General features: G+C 61.5%; 13 protein-coding genes and 1 pseudogene. 6 read left to right on the forward strand and 8 right to left on the reverse strand.

Features of this window, described 5'->3' with window-relative positions:
* The 4 genes and pseudogenes from ABIZ35_RS19025 to ABIZ35_RS19040 form a co-directional block, all read right to left on the reverse strand.
* Positions 1 to 226 (reverse strand): annotated as a pseudogene (locus ABIZ35_RS19025) (hypothetical protein); the annotation flags it as partial.
* A 12-nt stretch (positions 227 to 238) separates the two neighbouring features.
* Entirely contained in the window at positions 239 to 1,477 is a 1,239-nt protein-coding gene (locus tag ABIZ35_RS19030) for an ABC transporter substrate-binding protein (RefSeq protein WP_348221501.1), read from the reverse strand.
* A gap of 148 nt (positions 1,478 to 1,625) precedes the next feature.
* Positions 1,626 to 1,979, reverse strand: a complete 354-nt coding sequence (locus ABIZ35_RS19035) for an anti-sigma factor antagonist (protein ID WP_348221502.1) — start codon at positions 1,977 to 1,979, stop codon at positions 1,626 to 1,628.
* A gap of 45 nt (positions 1,980 to 2,024) precedes the next feature.
* Complete coding sequence (locus ABIZ35_RS19040; RefSeq protein ID WP_348221503.1) at positions 2,025 to 4,340, reverse strand: YfhO family protein; 2,316 nt, start codon at positions 4,338 to 4,340, stop codon at positions 2,025 to 2,027.
* A 45-nt stretch (positions 4,341 to 4,385) separates the two neighbouring features.
* Between ABIZ35_RS19040 and ABIZ35_RS19045 the strand changes: the two genes are divergently transcribed.
* From ABIZ35_RS19045 to ABIZ35_RS19070, 6 genes are all read left to right on the forward strand, one after another.
* Positions 4,386 to 5,105, forward strand: coding sequence for an MTAP family purine nucleoside phosphorylase (locus ABIZ35_RS19045; RefSeq protein WP_348221504.1), 720 nt, complete (start codon positions 4,386 to 4,388; stop codon positions 5,103 to 5,105).
* Positions 5,106 to 5,245: 140 nt separating this feature from the next.
* Positions 5,246 to 5,782, forward strand: coding sequence for a hypothetical protein (locus ABIZ35_RS19050; protein WP_348221505.1), 537 nt, complete (start codon positions 5,246 to 5,248; stop codon positions 5,780 to 5,782).
* Positions 5,783 to 5,793: 11 nt separating this feature from the next.
* Positions 5,794 to 6,414 carry an LPS export ABC transporter periplasmic protein LptC gene (lptC, locus tag ABIZ35_RS19055; RefSeq protein ID WP_348221506.1) on the forward strand — a complete coding sequence of 207 codons (621 nt, stop codon included), beginning with the start codon at positions 5,794 to 5,796 and terminating at the stop codon, positions 6,412 to 6,414.
* Between the two features lie 4 nt (positions 6,415 to 6,418).
* Positions 6,419 to 7,324, forward strand: a complete 906-nt coding sequence (locus tag ABIZ35_RS19060; RefSeq protein WP_348221507.1) for a hypothetical protein — start codon at positions 6,419 to 6,421, stop codon at positions 7,322 to 7,324.
* Position 7,325: 1 nt separating this feature from the next.
* Complete coding sequence (locus ABIZ35_RS19065; RefSeq protein WP_348221508.1) at positions 7,326 to 8,465, forward strand: hypothetical protein; 1,140 nt, start codon at positions 7,326 to 7,328, stop codon at positions 8,463 to 8,465.
* A complete protein-coding gene (locus ABIZ35_RS19070) occupies positions 8,462 to 9,295 on the forward strand; it encodes a class I SAM-dependent methyltransferase (RefSeq protein WP_348221509.1) in 834 nt (277 codons plus the stop codon). Before ABIZ35_RS19065 ends, ABIZ35_RS19070 begins: the two co-directional genes overlap by 4 nt.
* Positions 9,296 to 9,338: 43 nt before the next feature.
* Here the strand turns inward: ABIZ35_RS19070 and ABIZ35_RS19075 are convergent, their stop codons facing one another.
* From ABIZ35_RS19075 to ABIZ35_RS19090, 4 genes are all read right to left on the reverse strand, one after another.
* Complete coding sequence (locus ABIZ35_RS19075) at positions 9,339 to 9,884, reverse strand: outer membrane beta-barrel protein (protein WP_348221510.1); 546 nt, start codon at positions 9,882 to 9,884, stop codon at positions 9,339 to 9,341.
* 211 nt (positions 9,885 to 10,095) lie between these two features.
* A complete protein-coding gene (gene odhB / locus ABIZ35_RS19080; protein WP_348221511.1) occupies positions 10,096 to 11,358 on the reverse strand; it encodes a 2-oxoglutarate dehydrogenase complex dihydrolipoyllysine-residue succinyltransferase in 1,263 nt (420 codons plus the stop codon).
* A 62-nt stretch (positions 11,359 to 11,420) separates the two neighbouring features.
* Positions 11,421 to 14,237, reverse strand: a complete 2,817-nt coding sequence (locus ABIZ35_RS19085) for a 2-oxoglutarate dehydrogenase E1 component (protein ID WP_348221512.1) — start codon at positions 14,235 to 14,237, stop codon at positions 11,421 to 11,423.
* 407 nt (positions 14,238 to 14,644) lie between these two features.
* The coding region (locus ABIZ35_RS19090; RefSeq protein ID WP_348221513.1) for a hypothetical protein at positions 14,645 to 16,189 on the reverse strand (1,545 nt) is incomplete at its 5' end.

Here is a 16,189-nt window from a genome sequence, read left to right on the forward strand (position 1 = left end):
CGACTGGCGACGGCAATCCCGCCGTGTAAATATGGTGGCTCGGCAGCCACGTTCCCACCAGGAACGCGGCGCCGAGGCCGCCGTAGGCGCCCACCATGTAAACATCGCCATGGGCGAAGTTGATCAGCTTCAGCACCCCATACACCATGGTGTAGCCGAGGGCGATCAGCGCGTAAATGCTTCCCAGCTGAATGCCGAAAAGAAGCTGCTCAGTGAATTGGTGCATAGAGATTCGCTGTTACGGGTTAACGGTCGTGACATACTTGAAGTCCGCGCCCTTGACTTGCAGGACGACGGCTGGCTTGACCGCGTTGCGATCCGGGCCGATCGTGATCGCGCCGGTCGCGCCCGGGAAGTCCTTGGTCGCCGCGATGGAGTCGCGAAGCTTGACGCGGTACGCCTCGGCGGAATAGTCGCCATCGGCGGGGGCGCCTGTGCGCTTGATTGCGTCCGCGAGCACCATCCCCGCGTCGTACCCCAGCGCCGCCAGCGCATCCGGCTGCGCGTTGTTGTTCGCCGTCTTGAACGCCTTCACGAAGTTTTGGATCGCGGGATCGGGATTCTCCATGGAGCTATGGTTGGTGAAATAGCAGCCTTCCAACGCTTTGCCGGGGCCGCCGGCGCCTTCCACCAGCTTCGGCGAATCCCATCCGTCACCGCCAAGGAGCGGCGCGGTGATTCCGAGCTGACGCGCCTGCTTGGCGATCGGCCCGATCTGGCCGTAGTAACCAGGAACGTAGATTACGTCCGGGTTCAAGGCCTTGATGTTCGCCAGCTGCGAATGGAAGTCTAAGTCGTCCTTAGTGTAAGAGGGATTGGCGACGATCGTTCCGCCCTGTTGGGTGAAGCTTGCGGTGAAGAACTTCGTCAGGCCTGTGCTGTAGTCGTTCTGCTGATCCGTCATGATCGCCGCGCGCTTAGCCTTCAGCGTACCGACCGCGAACTTCGCGGCGGCCGTGCCCTGGAATGGGTCGATAAAGCAAACGCGGAAGATGTACGGTCCGATCTGGGTGACTTTCGGATTCGTGGAGGACGGCGAAATCATCGGGACTTTATTGGAATTGCAGGCGGGCGCGGCCTGGATCGAAAGCTTGGAGGCGACTTCGCCGATAATGGCGATCGGCTTGTCCTGATTGATCAGCTTCTGCACGACGGTCAATGCGCTGTCCGGCTTGCCTTCATCGTCGAGAACATGAACGTTCAGAGGATGTCCGTCGATGCCGCCCTTGGCGTTGATCTCATTGCACGCCAGCTTGAGGCCGTTGTCAGTCGAAGTTCCGAAGGTGGATTCGCTTCCGGAGAGCGAGCCGAACTCGCCTACGACGATGGGCGATTTTGTCGCCGTGCCGTTGGACACGCCGCTCGCGCCGTCGGAGCCCGCCTTCGGCTTGTCGTTAGCGCACCCGCTTACGATCGCCATGGAGGCGCAGACCAGACCCAGTGTTAGCGTACGATTGACGCTGCCAGTTATTCGCATTGTTTCGCCGTTTCTCCTCATTGATTTGATATTCTCGTGGTTCGATATTTTGACCGAAAAGCGCTCACACGCCATAACGCGCGGAAAGGCGGCATAGGCCTTCCCGCGCGTCATTGCGTGGTGAAGAATATTGTGCGCATTCACAGTTTCACGCGGCAAGGCCGAAGCGCGCCTGCGCCTGCGCCGTATCGTCGAAAACCGTGAAGAGCTTGCAGAGCCCGGTCACCTGGAGAACGCGCGCCACGATCGGCGAGGGGGAAATCACGCCGAATTGCCCGTCGCGGTCAGTGACCTGTTTGAGCGCGGCCACCAGAACGCCGAGGCCCGCGCTGTCAAGATACTCCAATGCCGTCAGATCGACCAGGATCGCGGGCTGCGCGACCTTGATCAGTGGATCCATAATCGCGCGAAGGCGCGGCGCGTCGTAAGCGTCCAGCTCACCCCGCAGGAGAATCGTTGCGACACCGTTTTCGTCACGGACATCGATTTGCAGATCGGCCATCGCCCACCCCCATCCATGATGACGCAGGAGACCAAATGAAAATACCTATTCGCAATCCATCACGGCTTTTCCTGCCGCCTTTGCCGGAAAAATCGCGCGCGTACGGACAATATATACCATGCTGGCCGTCAAAAACGATACCGCGAGCAGACTGAGATATAATCCCGTCTGAAACGACGCCGGCTGATACGCAAACTGCACATGATGTTCACCGGCGGACGGCAGAAGCACAGCCCGCAAAAAGCCGTCCGCAGATCGAATGGGAACCGGGCGACCATCCAGGGTCGCCGTCCAGCCCTGGTGCAGGGTATCCGCAAGCACAAGCACGGCGGGACCGTCCGTCGTCACCGAAACCGACACATGCTCGGGATCGATGTCATGCAATCCTGGAACCGGCGTCACGGCGGGGCGTGAGTAATTCGGCGGCACAGGGCCGACAATAACAGTATCCTGGTGCAAGTCGATGAAGCCGGCGCGGCCGTTCAGTCCCTGCATGGTCATCAGTATCGCATCGCGGGACGACGCGGAAACGATCCCCCCGGCGAGACGGCACCGGGGAAGCCAGCGAGTATTGATCGAAAGATGTTCGTACCCCTCACCCTCCTCCGGATGGCTCGCAAACGGCGGCGTCAAAACCATCGCCAGCGTTCGGAGCCCGGGGATTGCGCCGTCCGGCGGATGTTCCCGGTCCGTGATGATATAACGCACGCCCATCGCTCCGGCATAGGTGGCGGCGTGCGCATGCTCCCTGGGGCCGGCGCCCGGCTTCAGGGCGGCCACGGTCCTGCCGGCGACCATCTCCGTGTCCCGACGTGTCTCAGGCTCGTAGCCGGCGGCGTCGGCGACGCCAAGCTCCATCGCGAGGTTTGGGCTCAGTGTCTCCCGCCAAAGTCCGCCGTACTCTGGAAGATCTTGCCGGTAAGATTTCACGGAAGTGAAACGCTGCCAAACACGCCCGCCGTCCGGAGCCATGATCCGCGCCTGGCGCGCCTGTATAGCCGGGTCCAGACGGATATCCATCGACACCACTCCCGTCGCCGCCATGGCGCTTGGAGCGGCGACGGGATAAATCCCGCCTCCAAAACGCGCCAGATCCACAAAGACAACCGCAAGCACAGCAAGCGCCGCCCACACCGGCGTTTTCACCCCGCCCCATCGCTTCTTTCTCACAAATCCCGTTGCAATTTCCAGCCCGACCGCAGACAGCAAAGACAGCGCCATTGACGCCCATAGCAGGCAGCGCGCGGGATCGTGAAAGCTTTTGAAGCCCGGCAGCGCTTTGTAAGCGAGATGGTATAGATGCCCATCCCTACCGGTCGCCATCCACACGCCAAGGACGAAGATCACGGTCCAGAACCGGGATGGCTTTATGGCTCGGCGCCTCCACGCCAGCGCGGCGGCGCCGAGCGCTGCAAGCAACGGAAGCACCCCCACATAAGCGCACGTCTCCCAGAAGTTGCCGACCGCCGTAAAATTGCCGTCCATTGGGTGGCCATGCAAGTTGGGGGCGACGAAGTTTCCCAGCTGGCTGAATGGAAGATAGAATCGATTCACATTCTTAAAGGTCAGCGTTTGACGCCATGCGTTCTGGTAAAGTTCGACAGTCGGCAGCAGTTGCCCAGCATCCAGGCAGACCGCAATCGCGACGATCAGCACGGCGAGGCACGCCAAACGCAGCACGCGCGGGCGCGTCCACGGCCGCAGGCTGGGGATACGATACGCGCAGTACATGAGAACGAGATAGATCGTCAGCAGCGCAATCTGCGCATGTGCGGCAAGGAGCTGCAGCCCAAAGACGGCGCCCATGGCGAGGGCGTCCCGTCGCCGCAGGGCTGTCAGAACACGATCGGTGAAGTACAGCATCCAGGGGACATATGTTTCCGCCTGGAGCATATTGGGGAATTGCTCTTTAGAAACAAAGTGGCCCCCAAACATAAAGGTCATCGCCGCGAGCATCGCCGGCGCCCAGCCCACGCGCATCGTGCGCCGCGCCAGCAGGTACATGCCCACGCCCGCAAGCCATGCGTGCAGCGCGATATCCCATCCCAGCGCCCGGTGCGTGTCCATGATCGCGAATAAAAGTGATCCCGGATACAGCGGCCATGTCTGCGGGTTGCCGACATAGGGTGCGCCGCAGAGGATCCATGGATTCCAGAGAGGAACCCGTCCATCGGCCACACTGCGATGCAGATGATCGAGCATGGGAACAAAATAAAGGCCGATGTCGCCCCAATAAAGCGACTTGCCGGTGAAGAGCTGCTCGCGAAAGAAGATCAAAGAGAAAAGCAGCAGAACGGCGGAGCAAACTCCGGCTTGCCGCCGCCGTGGATTTCGTGTAAAATGATTGGAGACATCTGCCATGAGTTTGGCGGATAGTGTATCCGCAATCGGAAAGGTTTGTCAATTATGCCCTACGCCGTCATTGGCGGCAGCGGTTTCGGCTCCGCGTTCGCAAACGGCGAGCCGGAATCGATCGAAACGCCGTTCGGCGCCGCCAGCATCCTTCGCGCCGCCACGAGCGCCGGCGAGGAGTTCTTTTTTCTGGCCCGGCACGGCGCCGGTCACACGCTGCCCCCGCACCGGATCAATCACCGCGCGAACATCGCGGCCCTCGCCTCGCTGCGCGTCACCGCGATCTACGCCACGGCGGCGGTCGGCTCGCTGAGACTTACGCTCGCTCCCGGACACTTTGTCATCTTCGACGATTTCATCGATATGACCAAGGGTGAGGTCATGACGTTTTTCAGCGCGCCCGGACAGGTCCGTCACACGGACATGGGCGAGCCTTACTCTCAGGATCTTCGCCGCCGCCTGCTGACCACTGCTGCAGGCGTCGGCGCCACGGTCCATTCCAAAGGAACCTACGTCTGCGTTTCCGGTCCGCGCTATGAAACGCCGGCGGAAATCAAGATGATGGCGGGCTGGGGCGGCGATGTTGTGGGAATGACGAGCGCTCCCGAAGCCATTCTCGCCCGGGAAGCGGGCATTCCTTACGCGGGCGTGGGAATTATCACGAACTACGGAACAGGCTTGGTGGCGGGACGCACGCTCTCTCATACGGAAGTAGAAGCGCAGATGGCGACCAGCCGCGAAGCGCTGCGCGCCTGGCTAATGCGCGCAATATAGCGATGGCCCGAAAGACAGCGCCAGAGCCGTCATCGGGTAAAATAAGCGGAGATCGCGGGAAAGCCTCGGTGTTTCCGCGTTCGCCGTGTTTGAGAAGAGAAAACACAGCGACGCGCATTGAGCGTCTTGGAGAACGACATATGTTTTTATTTGCACGACGATCGGGCATGATTTTGACGCTCGTAGCGGCGCTCGCCGCTGCGCTCGCGACACTCGCCGGCTGCGGCGGCGGTGGTGGGGGCGGCGGTGATAACGGCGGCGGAAACACCACCACGGGATCAACCACTACAGGCAGCACGACCACTGGATCGACAACCACAGGATCAACTACGACTGGCTCCACGACGACCGGTTCGACTACCGGAACCGTCAGCACTCCGTATACAGTGACGGGTTCGCTCCACGACATTGCCACAGGATTTCCTGCTGGGAGCCGAATTGTCACAATTGTCGGAGCCCCGGCATTCACGTCGACTACGAATAACAGTGGTGTCTTCACCATTCCGAACATTTCATTGACCACGACCTTCCAGCTGCAAGTTAAAGAAACCAGTGGATTCGTGGATGGAACAATCACGGTAAATCCAGCTGCATACTCAGGAACCGTAAAGAATATCGGCGTCCATACGTTTGATTTTTCCAGCGGCCCGCCGCCGCCGCCGCCAGTCGTGAATTAGATCGTTAAACCATGATCAAGCTGCGCAACACGCAGACGCTTCTTTTATTGCTGGCCATCGTAGTCGCTGGCGTGACGATCTGGAGCTATAAGACGCTGGGGCGATATCAGCCGTTCGCGGACTTGATGAACCCACGGAGAAATCCGATGGGCGAAATGCAGCTTCAGATCTCCAACGCGATCGTGACGGGACGCGACGAAGGCAAAGTGAAATGGCGGGTGAAAGCGAAGGCGATCTTCGTCAGCCGTGACCGTTATACGGTCACGGCTGACGGCATTCACGACGGTTTCTTTTACGACGACAACGAGCGCCCGATCCTCCAAATGAGCGCGCGCACGGCGACGTATCAAGCCCCTGGCGGCTTTGGCGCGGAGGCGGCGTTTTCGTCACTTCAATTGAATGGCGGCATTGAGGCGCGCGTCTTAAAGGCAGGCGGACCAACGTTTCGTACGGACAGCCTGATCTGGAACGGCCAGAAGCATCTGGTGCAGGCGCCCGGACAGGTGACGGCGATCTTCCCCGGAGGCGTGGGCGCCGCCAGCGGATCCGAGATCAATTTTGACACACAGACGCAAAACCTTACCCTCCGGCGTCTTCACGGAACTTTCAAGATCGGGCGATTGGTAAACTAGTTCTATGTCCAGCAGACAAAATGGCGCGGTATGGGCGGCGGCCGGCGCCGCAGTCATTGGCGCATCACTCCTCGCGGCGAGCCCATGGCGGACGCGCGCCGCACAAAAGCCTTCTTCGGAAACCGCCGCAAGCAGCGATTTCGTGACGTATGACGCTGGCTTTTCCCGATGGCTCAACGCCCCGAAGACGGTGGAGATGAGCCAGGGTGTCACTCTCAATCAAGACGATACGTATCTCAAGACGGATTCGGCCATCGTCAATCTGGACAACGAACAGCGCGCCTTGAACGCCAAGTCACTGGCGCCAGTCCATGTCTATGACCCGCAAAGCGATCTGAATGGCAAAAACGGATTTATTGACTTCACGCGCCATCTCGCCACGATGCGGGACAATGTCGTCCTCGTCGTCAAGCCCAGCGACAAAGACGCGGGCGCGCCGAAAGCCTCGCTGCGCAGCCGGTTCAAGGACGCCGCGACGATGACGTGCGAGATGATGACTTATGACTACCGCAAGAAGATCGGCACGGTTCCCGGACCGCTGACGGTCAATCAGAAAAACCGAGTGCTGACGGCCGACTCCGGACGTTATGACGGCATTGCAAAGCAGATTACCCTGGTCGGTAATGTCCGCGCCAAAGACACAAACGGTAATGTCATCAAGGCCTCCAAGGTCATTATCGGCGTTCAGGAAAACGATGAATCGGTGACCATTCCGGCGCCGACGCATGGCGTCTTCAAAACGAAGAAGGCCGAGGACCTGACCGCGCCCGAAGACACAAGTGATACGGGAACGCTGCCGCCGATGCCAGTCACGCCCCCGCCGCCTACGTCCTCCGGCCCGCCGCCGGCGAAGTCCCCAGATCCGGCGCCAACCCCGACGACCGACGCCCCTGCGGGGGACGGCGAATAGCATGGAAGTTTTTCAAGGACAGGCGATTTCCGGCGGGGTCGCCATCGCCGCGACCGCGCGTCTGACCGTCGATCGCTTCGGTCCGACCCTTCATCCCGAGCGGCGCCGCCGGGCGGCCGCCGCCGAGCTGCGCGGCTATTACGATTCGGAGCCCGAACCCTCGCAGGTCATCCTGGTGATGGAGCGGCTTAATCCGGCGATGATCGGCGCGCCGATGGTCGGACTGGAAGTGCTGGGGATCGCCATCGTCGAGGACGCCGACACGATTGATGCGCCCTACCCGATCGTCTCCGGCCTGGGAACGCCCTTTTTGGAAAACGTCGCCGAGTTCGACATTTTAGTGCTGGACGGCGACCGGGGCCGGGTCTATGTCGACGCCGACGCTTCCGTGATCGCCCGCTACCAGGCGCCGGCCACGCGCGCCCGCGTTTACTTCGTCGATTCCGCCCATCTCCCCGCCCGCACCTCCTCTTCGAACGTGCGCATTGAGGTTCTCGCCACCGCACGGACAATGGACGATGTCGCCGCCGCGATGCGCTCGGGCGCCGACGGCGTTTACCTGCCGCAGGACAACGCCGTCTTCGGCTCCTACGACGAGCCGCAGGACACGGAGCATCAGACCCAGACCTGGGCGAAGCTGATGGATGAAGTGGGCGCGCTGGCGATCGTTCTGGATCAAGAGCTGGAGCGCCTCTCCCTTTCGACGCTGCTGCGCGCGTGCGCGGAGGGCCAGGTGCGCCTGATTACGCCGCCCTGGCTTGCCGAGGATGTGCGCGACCAGTTCGCCGACACGGAGATATTCCTACAGGACGGCGATGAGCCGTTTTTGTGGCCGCTTCTCGTCGCCGGGATGCCGCCGCTGCAATCCGGGGATGAGATTCCCGAAGACTTCGACGAGTTCGCGGGGATCGCCATCCTTCCCGCCCAATTGGAAGACGCCGAAGCGGCTGAGCGTGTCGTCTTCGCGGCGAAGCGTTCCTGCAATCCCATTCTGTTGCTCTGCGGGGAAGAGGATTGGGCCGGCGTATCTGGACCTGACCGCGCTGAGTTTCTGGCTCAAGTCGTCGAACTCGGCGTCACACAGATCACGGCGCCGGCGGACCAGATCGAAAGTATCAAGGAGATTATCCGCACGTTATGACGCAAAATGCAGCGCCGCTCTGCGTCACCACCGGGGTCAATGGACGCCCGGAAATTCAAGAACGGGCGCGCCAATTGGCCCATGAGCTGGGCGCGGTTTACTACACCCGCGAAAAGCGCAACATTCCCGAGGTTCTCACCGCCACCGGCGCAAATCGGGTTCTGGTCGTCACCCACACGAAATTAGTTCTGCGCGAACGAAATACCGACTTCGAATATGCATTTCACCCAAACCTGGCGATGCTGCGCGGATATAATGTCACTCGCGGCTGGCGGGATCTTTACGTGGAGGCGGCGGCGCTCCAGCCAGGCGAGTCGGTGCTGGATTGTACGCTGGGCTTCGCGGGAGAGGCTGCGCTGGCGGCGCTGATGGTGGGAGAATTGGGAACAGTGGTCGGGCTGGAAAGCGTTCCGGAGCTGGCGGCCGTCACGCGGGACGGCGTTAGCCGATTCGAACTAGAGCCAAAGGTGCTGGAAGACGCGATGCGGCGCATCCAGGTGGTCACGGCGGATTACCGCGACTATCTGCGTCAAGCCCCAGATTCGTCCTTCGATCTTGTTTACTTCGATCCATTCTTCGACGAGCGTCTGCCCGGCTCGGAGAATTCCGTAAGCCCGCTGGCCCTCTTCGGCAATTCCGAGCCGCTGGACCCGGCGTCCATCCACGAAGCACGCCGCGTGGCGCGCCGCCGCGTTGTGATCAAGCATCCACGACACGAACCACTTCCCCCGGAAATTGAGTCCCTGGTTATGGAAAGCGTCACCGGCCGCAAAAGCCGCGTCGTCTACAAAATTTTGCCGGCGGTTGAAGACCCGATCGCGGGTGTTTAATCGCCGGCGATGTCCATTCCAGCAATCGCCCTAAAGCGTCAGCTTAGAACCGATAACCAAGGTCCGCAGTGAAGCCACTCAAGTCCGTGCCTTCGATCTTCTCGGGCAGGTAGGTGTAGCCGACTTCGACGAACGCGCCCTGGTTCAGCTCAACGCCAGCGCTGGCTTTCAAGCCAAGGCCCGTTTTGTTCTTCGTCTCGCCGCCACCCTTGGCCTGTTCGAAGTAAACGCCGACGCCCGCGCCGTAGAACGGGGAGACGGTGCTGTTGGTCGCCCGGTTCGCGTACGCGCGAACGCCGATACCCAGGCCAATGTACTGACCGCGAACTCCATCCTTCTCTTTGCCGACATAATCCAGATAACCCAGTTTCAACAGCGGGGACTCGGTGTCGGTCTTGCCGAAGGCATAATCCCCGCCGACATGCAGCCACGTGTCGCCAATCTTGCGGGCGTCGCCGTCCTGCGGAAAATACCCACCGACCTTGATGCTGATAGGCTTCTGAACCGGAGCATCCTGCGCTCGGGCCGCCGAGGTCCCCAGGACACTCGCCAGCAATGCGACCGCGCCGACAATCATTGTCTTTTTCATGCGTTTCTCCGTAAGTGTTAGTACTCGTATCCTCAGCAGCAATGCTTCGGTTACTATGCGAATGGACAATCAAAACCACATTTTGTTTCGTCCGTTCTCTACAGTAACAACGCTAGGGTACCAAGAATAGGTTCCAGTTTAAACGCAAAATTGCCGCCGATTTGAAAAATCGGCGGCAATTGTTCTCACTTAAATGCGTGTAAAGACGCTGTTAGCCTTCGAGCAGCAGTGACTCCGGATCTTCCAACAGTTCCTTGATCTTTACCAGGAACCGGACGGCGGTACCACCGTCAACAATACGGTGATCGTACGAAAGCGCCACATACATCATCGGACGGATGACGACTTGGCCAGCGATCGCGATTGGGCGCTCCTCGATCTTGTGCATGCCAAGGATACCGACCTGAGGGGTGTTCAGGATCGGCGTGGACATGAGCGAGCCGTAGACGCCGCCGTTGGTGATGGTGAACGTGCCGCCCATCATCTCCGCAATCGTCAGCTTGTTCTCACGCGCCTTGCCCGCCAGAACGCCAATTTCGCGTTCGATCTCGGCGAAGGTTCGGCGATCCGCGTCGCGCACGACCGGAACGACCAGACCTTCTTCTACGCCGACGGCGACGCCGATGTCGTAGTACTTCTTTAGCACGATCTCATCGCCCTGGATTTCGCCATTGACATAGGGGAACGCTTTGAGTGCGCCGATCGTCGCCTTGGTGAAGAACGACATAAAGCCGAGGTTGACGCCATGCTTCTCTTTGAAGGCGTCTTTGCGGCGCTTGCGCACTTCCATGACGGCCGTCATATCGATCTCATTGAAGGTTGTCAGCATCGCAGCGGTGTGCTGCGCTTCTACCAAACGGGTCGCGATGGTCTGGCGGCGACGCGTCATGCGCACGCGCTCCTCAGGACGTCCGCTCGGTGCGGCGGGCGCAGAGACGGCAGCCGGAGCCGCTGGAACAGGCTTCGGCGCGGCGGCGGCCGCTGCTTGGATCGTCGTGGCGGTCGCCGGGGCTTCGGCCTGGCGCTCGACAAACGTAGCGACATCGTCCTTCACGATCCGGCCGTTCGGGCCGCTGCCCTTGAGCTGGCTCAGATCGACATTGTTGCTGTCGGCGAGGCGCTTGGCGACCGGAGACGCATGCGTCTCGGGGGCTGCTGCGGCCGGAGCTTCGGGCGCAGCAGCCACGGCCGGAGCCGATGCAGGGGCGGCGGCAGGAGCGACTGCGGCGGGGGCGCCGGCTTCCACGATCGTTGCGAGCAGGTCGCCGACGGCGACAGTGTCGCCTTCCGCGCCTTTGATCCCCTGAATGACGCCACTTTCGTCCGCCGGCACTTCCACGTTCACTTTGTCCGTATCCAGCTCGAGAATCGTCTCTCCCGCCGTCACGGTATCCCCGTCTTTTTTCAGCCACCGTGTGATGGTCGCCTCGACAATCGATTCGCCGAGCTGCGGCACACGTATCTCAACGGGCATTGTTACTCCGCTCCTTTTGCTTTGTTCTCCGGGGGACCGTATCATTGCCCCGGCTATTGACACTATTTGACGGCGCTTTTCTTCACCTTGAGCTCGGGCGCGGCGCTGAGAGCGGCGGCGACGATGCGGTTCTGCTCGGTGGTGTGGCGCCGGATGGAGCCTTCCGCCGGGCTGGCCGATTCAGGACGGCCGACATACATCAGCTTTTGGCCAGGCTTCAGGAGGTCGCGCAGTTTCGGCTCCATGTAGGTCCAGGCGCCCATGTTCTTCGGTTCTTCCTGCAGCCAGACGATTTCCTGAGCATTCGGGTAGGACGCCAGGATATCGCGCAGGACGTCGCCGGGGAACGGATAAAGCTGCTCGACACGCACGGCGGCGAGACTGCGCGATGCTTCGGCGAACGCCTCGGCGCCGATCAGGTCGACATAAACTTTACCAGAGCTCAGCACGACGCGGGAGATCTCGGAAGCGCGGCCGCGCGCGGCTGCGTCGTCGATCACCGTCTGGAACCGTCCCGTGGACAGATCGCTCAGCGAGGACGCCGCCTTCGGATGTCGCAGCAGTCCTTTGGGCGTCATGATGATGAGCGGACGCGGCGCGGTGTGCAGCAGAGCCGCTTGGCGGCGCAGCACATGGAAGTACTGGGCCGATGTGGTGCAGTTGACGATCCGGATATTGTCCGAAGCCGCCAGCTGCAGGAACCGCTCCACACGTCCGCTGGAGTGCTCCGGTCCCTGGCCTTCATAACCGTGCGGCAGCAGCAGGACAAGTGAAGGAGTTTGCAGCCACTTAGCGTTGCCCGAAACTAAGAACTGATCGACGATCACCTGGGCGCCGTTGACGAAGTCTCCGAACTGCCCTTCCCACAAAACCAACACGCCGGCGGCGTGCATGCTGTAGCCGTACTCAAAGCCCAAAGCCGCTGTCTCGGAGAGCGGGCTGTTATAAACAGCGAAGCTCGCCGTCGATTGCGGCAGCTCCTGAAGCGGCGTGTACCGCTCGCCCGTAGTGGGATCGTGCAGCACGGAGTGGCGCGTGGAGAAGGTGCCGCGCTCAGCGTCCTGACCGCTCAAACGGATTGGAACGCCATCGGTGAGGATCGACGCGAAAGCCAGCGCCTCGGCGTGCGCCCATTCGATGCCGTTCGGCTCCTGAATGCCGTTGCGGCGGCGAACGATCAGCGTGCGGTCCAGCTTCGCGTTCGCAGTGAAGCCGACGGGGCGCGCCAGCAGCGCCTCGTTCAATTCGATCAGGCGCTCGGCCGGCACGGCGGTCTCGACGTGCGGCAGGGAGTTCTCGCCGCTGCCGTAGGGAAGCGGGCCCTTGGACAGACCGCGGCCGGACGGCGCCGTGCGCGCTTCCTGGAGGGTGTCCTGCACGCTCTTGATCATCGCGTTGACTTCATCGCGGGTCAGCAGGCCGGCGCGCTCCAGCTCGCGGCCCCACAGTTCGCGCACCGTCGGATGCGTCGCGATATTCTCATACATGCGGGGCTGCGTGAACGATGGCTCGTCGCCCTCGTTGTGTCCCCAGCGGCGATAGCCGACGAGGTCGATCAGGAAGTCCTTGCCGAACCGCTCCCGGTACGCATGCGCCATCCGAGCGGCGGCGATGCACGCCTCGGGATCATCGGCGTTGACATGGACGATCGGGATCTCGAAGCCCTTGGCCAGATCGCTCGCATACAGGGTCGAGCGCGAATCGCGCGGGCTGGTCGTGAAGCCGATCTGGTTGTTGGTGATGATATGGATCGTGCCGCCGACATCATATCCGAACAGCTGCGAAAGATTCAGAGTTTCGGCGACCACGCCCTGCCCCGGGAACGCGGCGTCGCCGTGGATCAAGATCGCCAGCGAGGCGCTTGGGTCATGCTGCGTCTTGCGATGTCCCTGACGCGTCTCCTGCGCGGCGCGGGCGCGGCCCACGACGACGGGATCGACGAACTCCAGGTGGCTCGGGTTCGGCGCCAGCGTGATCGGCATCTCGTTGCCGCCGTTTTCCGAATAGTTGCGGCGCGCGCCCATGTGGTACTTGACATCGCCTGTCCAGCCGGACGACCCCGTGCCGGACACCGCCGAGGATTCGTCCTTGGCCGCCTGGAACTCCGCCAAGATCGCGCTGTACGGCTTGCCGAGGATATGGGCGAGGACGTTGAGGCGGCCGCGATGCGCCATGCCCATAACAATTTCACGGGTATTCGCAACGGAGGCGGCGTGGATGATGGTGTCGAGGATCGGCACGACCATGTCGGTGCCTTCGACGGAGAAGCGCTTGGCGCCAATGAAAGTGGTGTGGAGGAAGCGCTCGAAGGTTTCGACTTCGGTCAGGCGCTTGAGGACATCGATCTTTTGTGTGGCGTCAAAGTCTTGGAAGAAGCGGCGGGTCTCGATCGCGTCGACGATCCATTTGCGTTCTTCGTCGACCTGAATATGATCGTCTTCGTAACCGATCGTCCCGGAGTAAACGCGGCGCAGGCGCCCCAGCGCTTCGAGTGCATTCGGCGCCCCGACCGCCAGCGGTCCGCCAATGACGCTTGCGGGCAGGGTGGTCAGATCGCGCGTTTGGAGCCCGTGCGTCTCCAGTTCCAGTCCCGGATCACCGGGAGGGGGGCTGCCGAGCGGATCGATATGCGCCGTCAGATGCCCAAGCTCACGCACCAGACGCGCCACGCGCGCCGTGGCGACAATCTTGTTGACATCGACCGTCGCGACCACGCCGCCTTCGGACACGGGGGGCGCTCCCAGACCGGCCGGAGGCGACCAGTCCGCGAAGAAGGCCCGGGTCTCTGGGTCCACGGACTCCGGATTTGCCTGGTATTGATCGTAAAGATCAAGAACATAGCCCGCGTTCGGGCCGAAAAACTTGCTGAGCTCACTCATGCCACAACCAACCTGCCCCTCATTGGTTCGTCCGCTCTCGAGACACGACGTCGATGCACGGTGTGCGCCGCCAACGCGAAAAACAGCAGCCATGCTGTCCTCTCGCGGCATTGCGCGCGACCAAATCGGCGCACGAAACCTATCGAGCGCAATATCGCCAGTATTTGATACCAATTGTACCCGATGGGTTTCTATTCGTCCAGGGTTATTTACTTGGGAGTAGTTGAGGGTAAGAATGTTGTTCGGCAATTTTCACCGGGTGGCATGCCGGCAGCTCTGGGCAGGCATGTCCTGCAATCGCGAGGAAACGCCACGTTCCGCTTCGTACGCAATACATGCCTGCCCAGAGCTGCCGGCATGCCACCCGGTAACACGATGTTAGCAGGCGCGTTGCCGTAAACTTAAACTCACACCCGGCGGTGAAACACCATCCACTCCAGCATCAAAAACACCAGCGCCGCGGCGGCGATGGCGGTCCAGTATTCGCTGCGAACGGGCTGGAGTTTCAGGGGCTTGACCGGCGCGGCGCTCGCAGCGCGGGTCAGTTCGGGATGCTGTTCGGGGACAAGCGCGCTGACGTACTTATTGAGCAGGTTCACGGCGAAGGGATGATGGTATCCGCCGCCAGCGTCGGATTGATAGACGCCGATCTGATCGGCGCGGTCGAACAGCGCAGCGCCGCCGTCGGGCGGAGCGCTCACATATTCGGCTTTGCCATTGGGATGGGTAACCTTGACGCTTGTCAGTCCCGGAGGAGTCGTCAAAGAAACAACGGCTCCGGCGATCGTGTCCGGCGAGGCCGGGCCGAGGCCGCCCGTCGAAGTGAGCCAGTTGACGCAGTTCGTCAGGAAGATCGGAAATGAGACGCGCAGAGGCCAGTCGGAATCGCCAAGATCAAAACCGACGCCCACCACGCGCGCGCCATCATGCTCCCCGGCGGCGACCAACGGCCCCGCCTGCGTTTCGGCCAGGCTCTCCGCCCACGGCGCCAGCTGCAATGTCGGGGATTTCGCCAGAGCAAGGCCGCTGAGATCGACATAGCGCATCAACGGATGTGTGCGCTCCTGATCGATGATCTGCGTATACTCCTCGGAGGGAGCGCCGGCCGACGTAAATGTGGACTGTGCACCGGCCGCATCGAAGATCAAATAGTTTCCGGGTTTCAAAGCGGCTTTCGGCAGAAACGCGTCCAGGACAACCAGATCGTATCCCGCCCCGCCCTTGCCCGCGGCGGCGAACTCGCTGGGCGCTAGCTCTTCGAGCACGACATCGGGGTCGATGTTCAGGCCACGCTCCAGAAACAAGTTTCCATTGCTGACCAGCAGAACGCGCCGTTTACGCGGCGGCGCCAGCACGAGTGATGCGGTGTCGTCGCGATCCAGGTCATCCTTCAAACCGTCCAGCCTGGCCGTAACCACCCCACCCTGCGCCAGGTCCTGCCCGGTGAAAGTCTGCGCCTCCGGGCCGCCCGCAAATGCAAGCGAACGGGAGTCGATCACCTTGCCGTCGCGCAGCAGGGTCAGTGTAACACCTTCATGTGGCTTTCCACCCAGATTCTCTACATTGACGAAGATCTCATATTGCCCGGACACTGGGTCGCGGCGGCCGTCCATCGCCGTAATCGCGACATTGTCGGCGCTCTTCGAGCCAATCGTCTGCATGGAAACGCCCGCGCCGCCCAGCGTGACCGCGCCCAAACGCCGCTGCGCGTCCGCCCCAAAGGCGCCGTCGGAGAAGATGCGTACGCGCGCACCGTTCCCGTTGCCGATCAGCGACTGCGCCAGCGCGAGCGTCCCCGGCATGTCCGCCACGGTGTCCGTGGGAACGATATCGTCAATCGCCTGCTTCACCCGGCCACGGTCGGTGGTAAAGCTCAGCGCGGTCTGGGGCTTCGCGGAGGCGGCGATCACCGTGGCGACATCGCCCAGTTTCATTTCCCGATCCAAATAATC

This window comes from Capsulimonas sp., assembly GCF_039929585.1.
Taxonomy (GTDB): Bacteria; Armatimonadota; Armatimonadia; order Armatimonadales; family Capsulimonadaceae; genus Capsulimonas.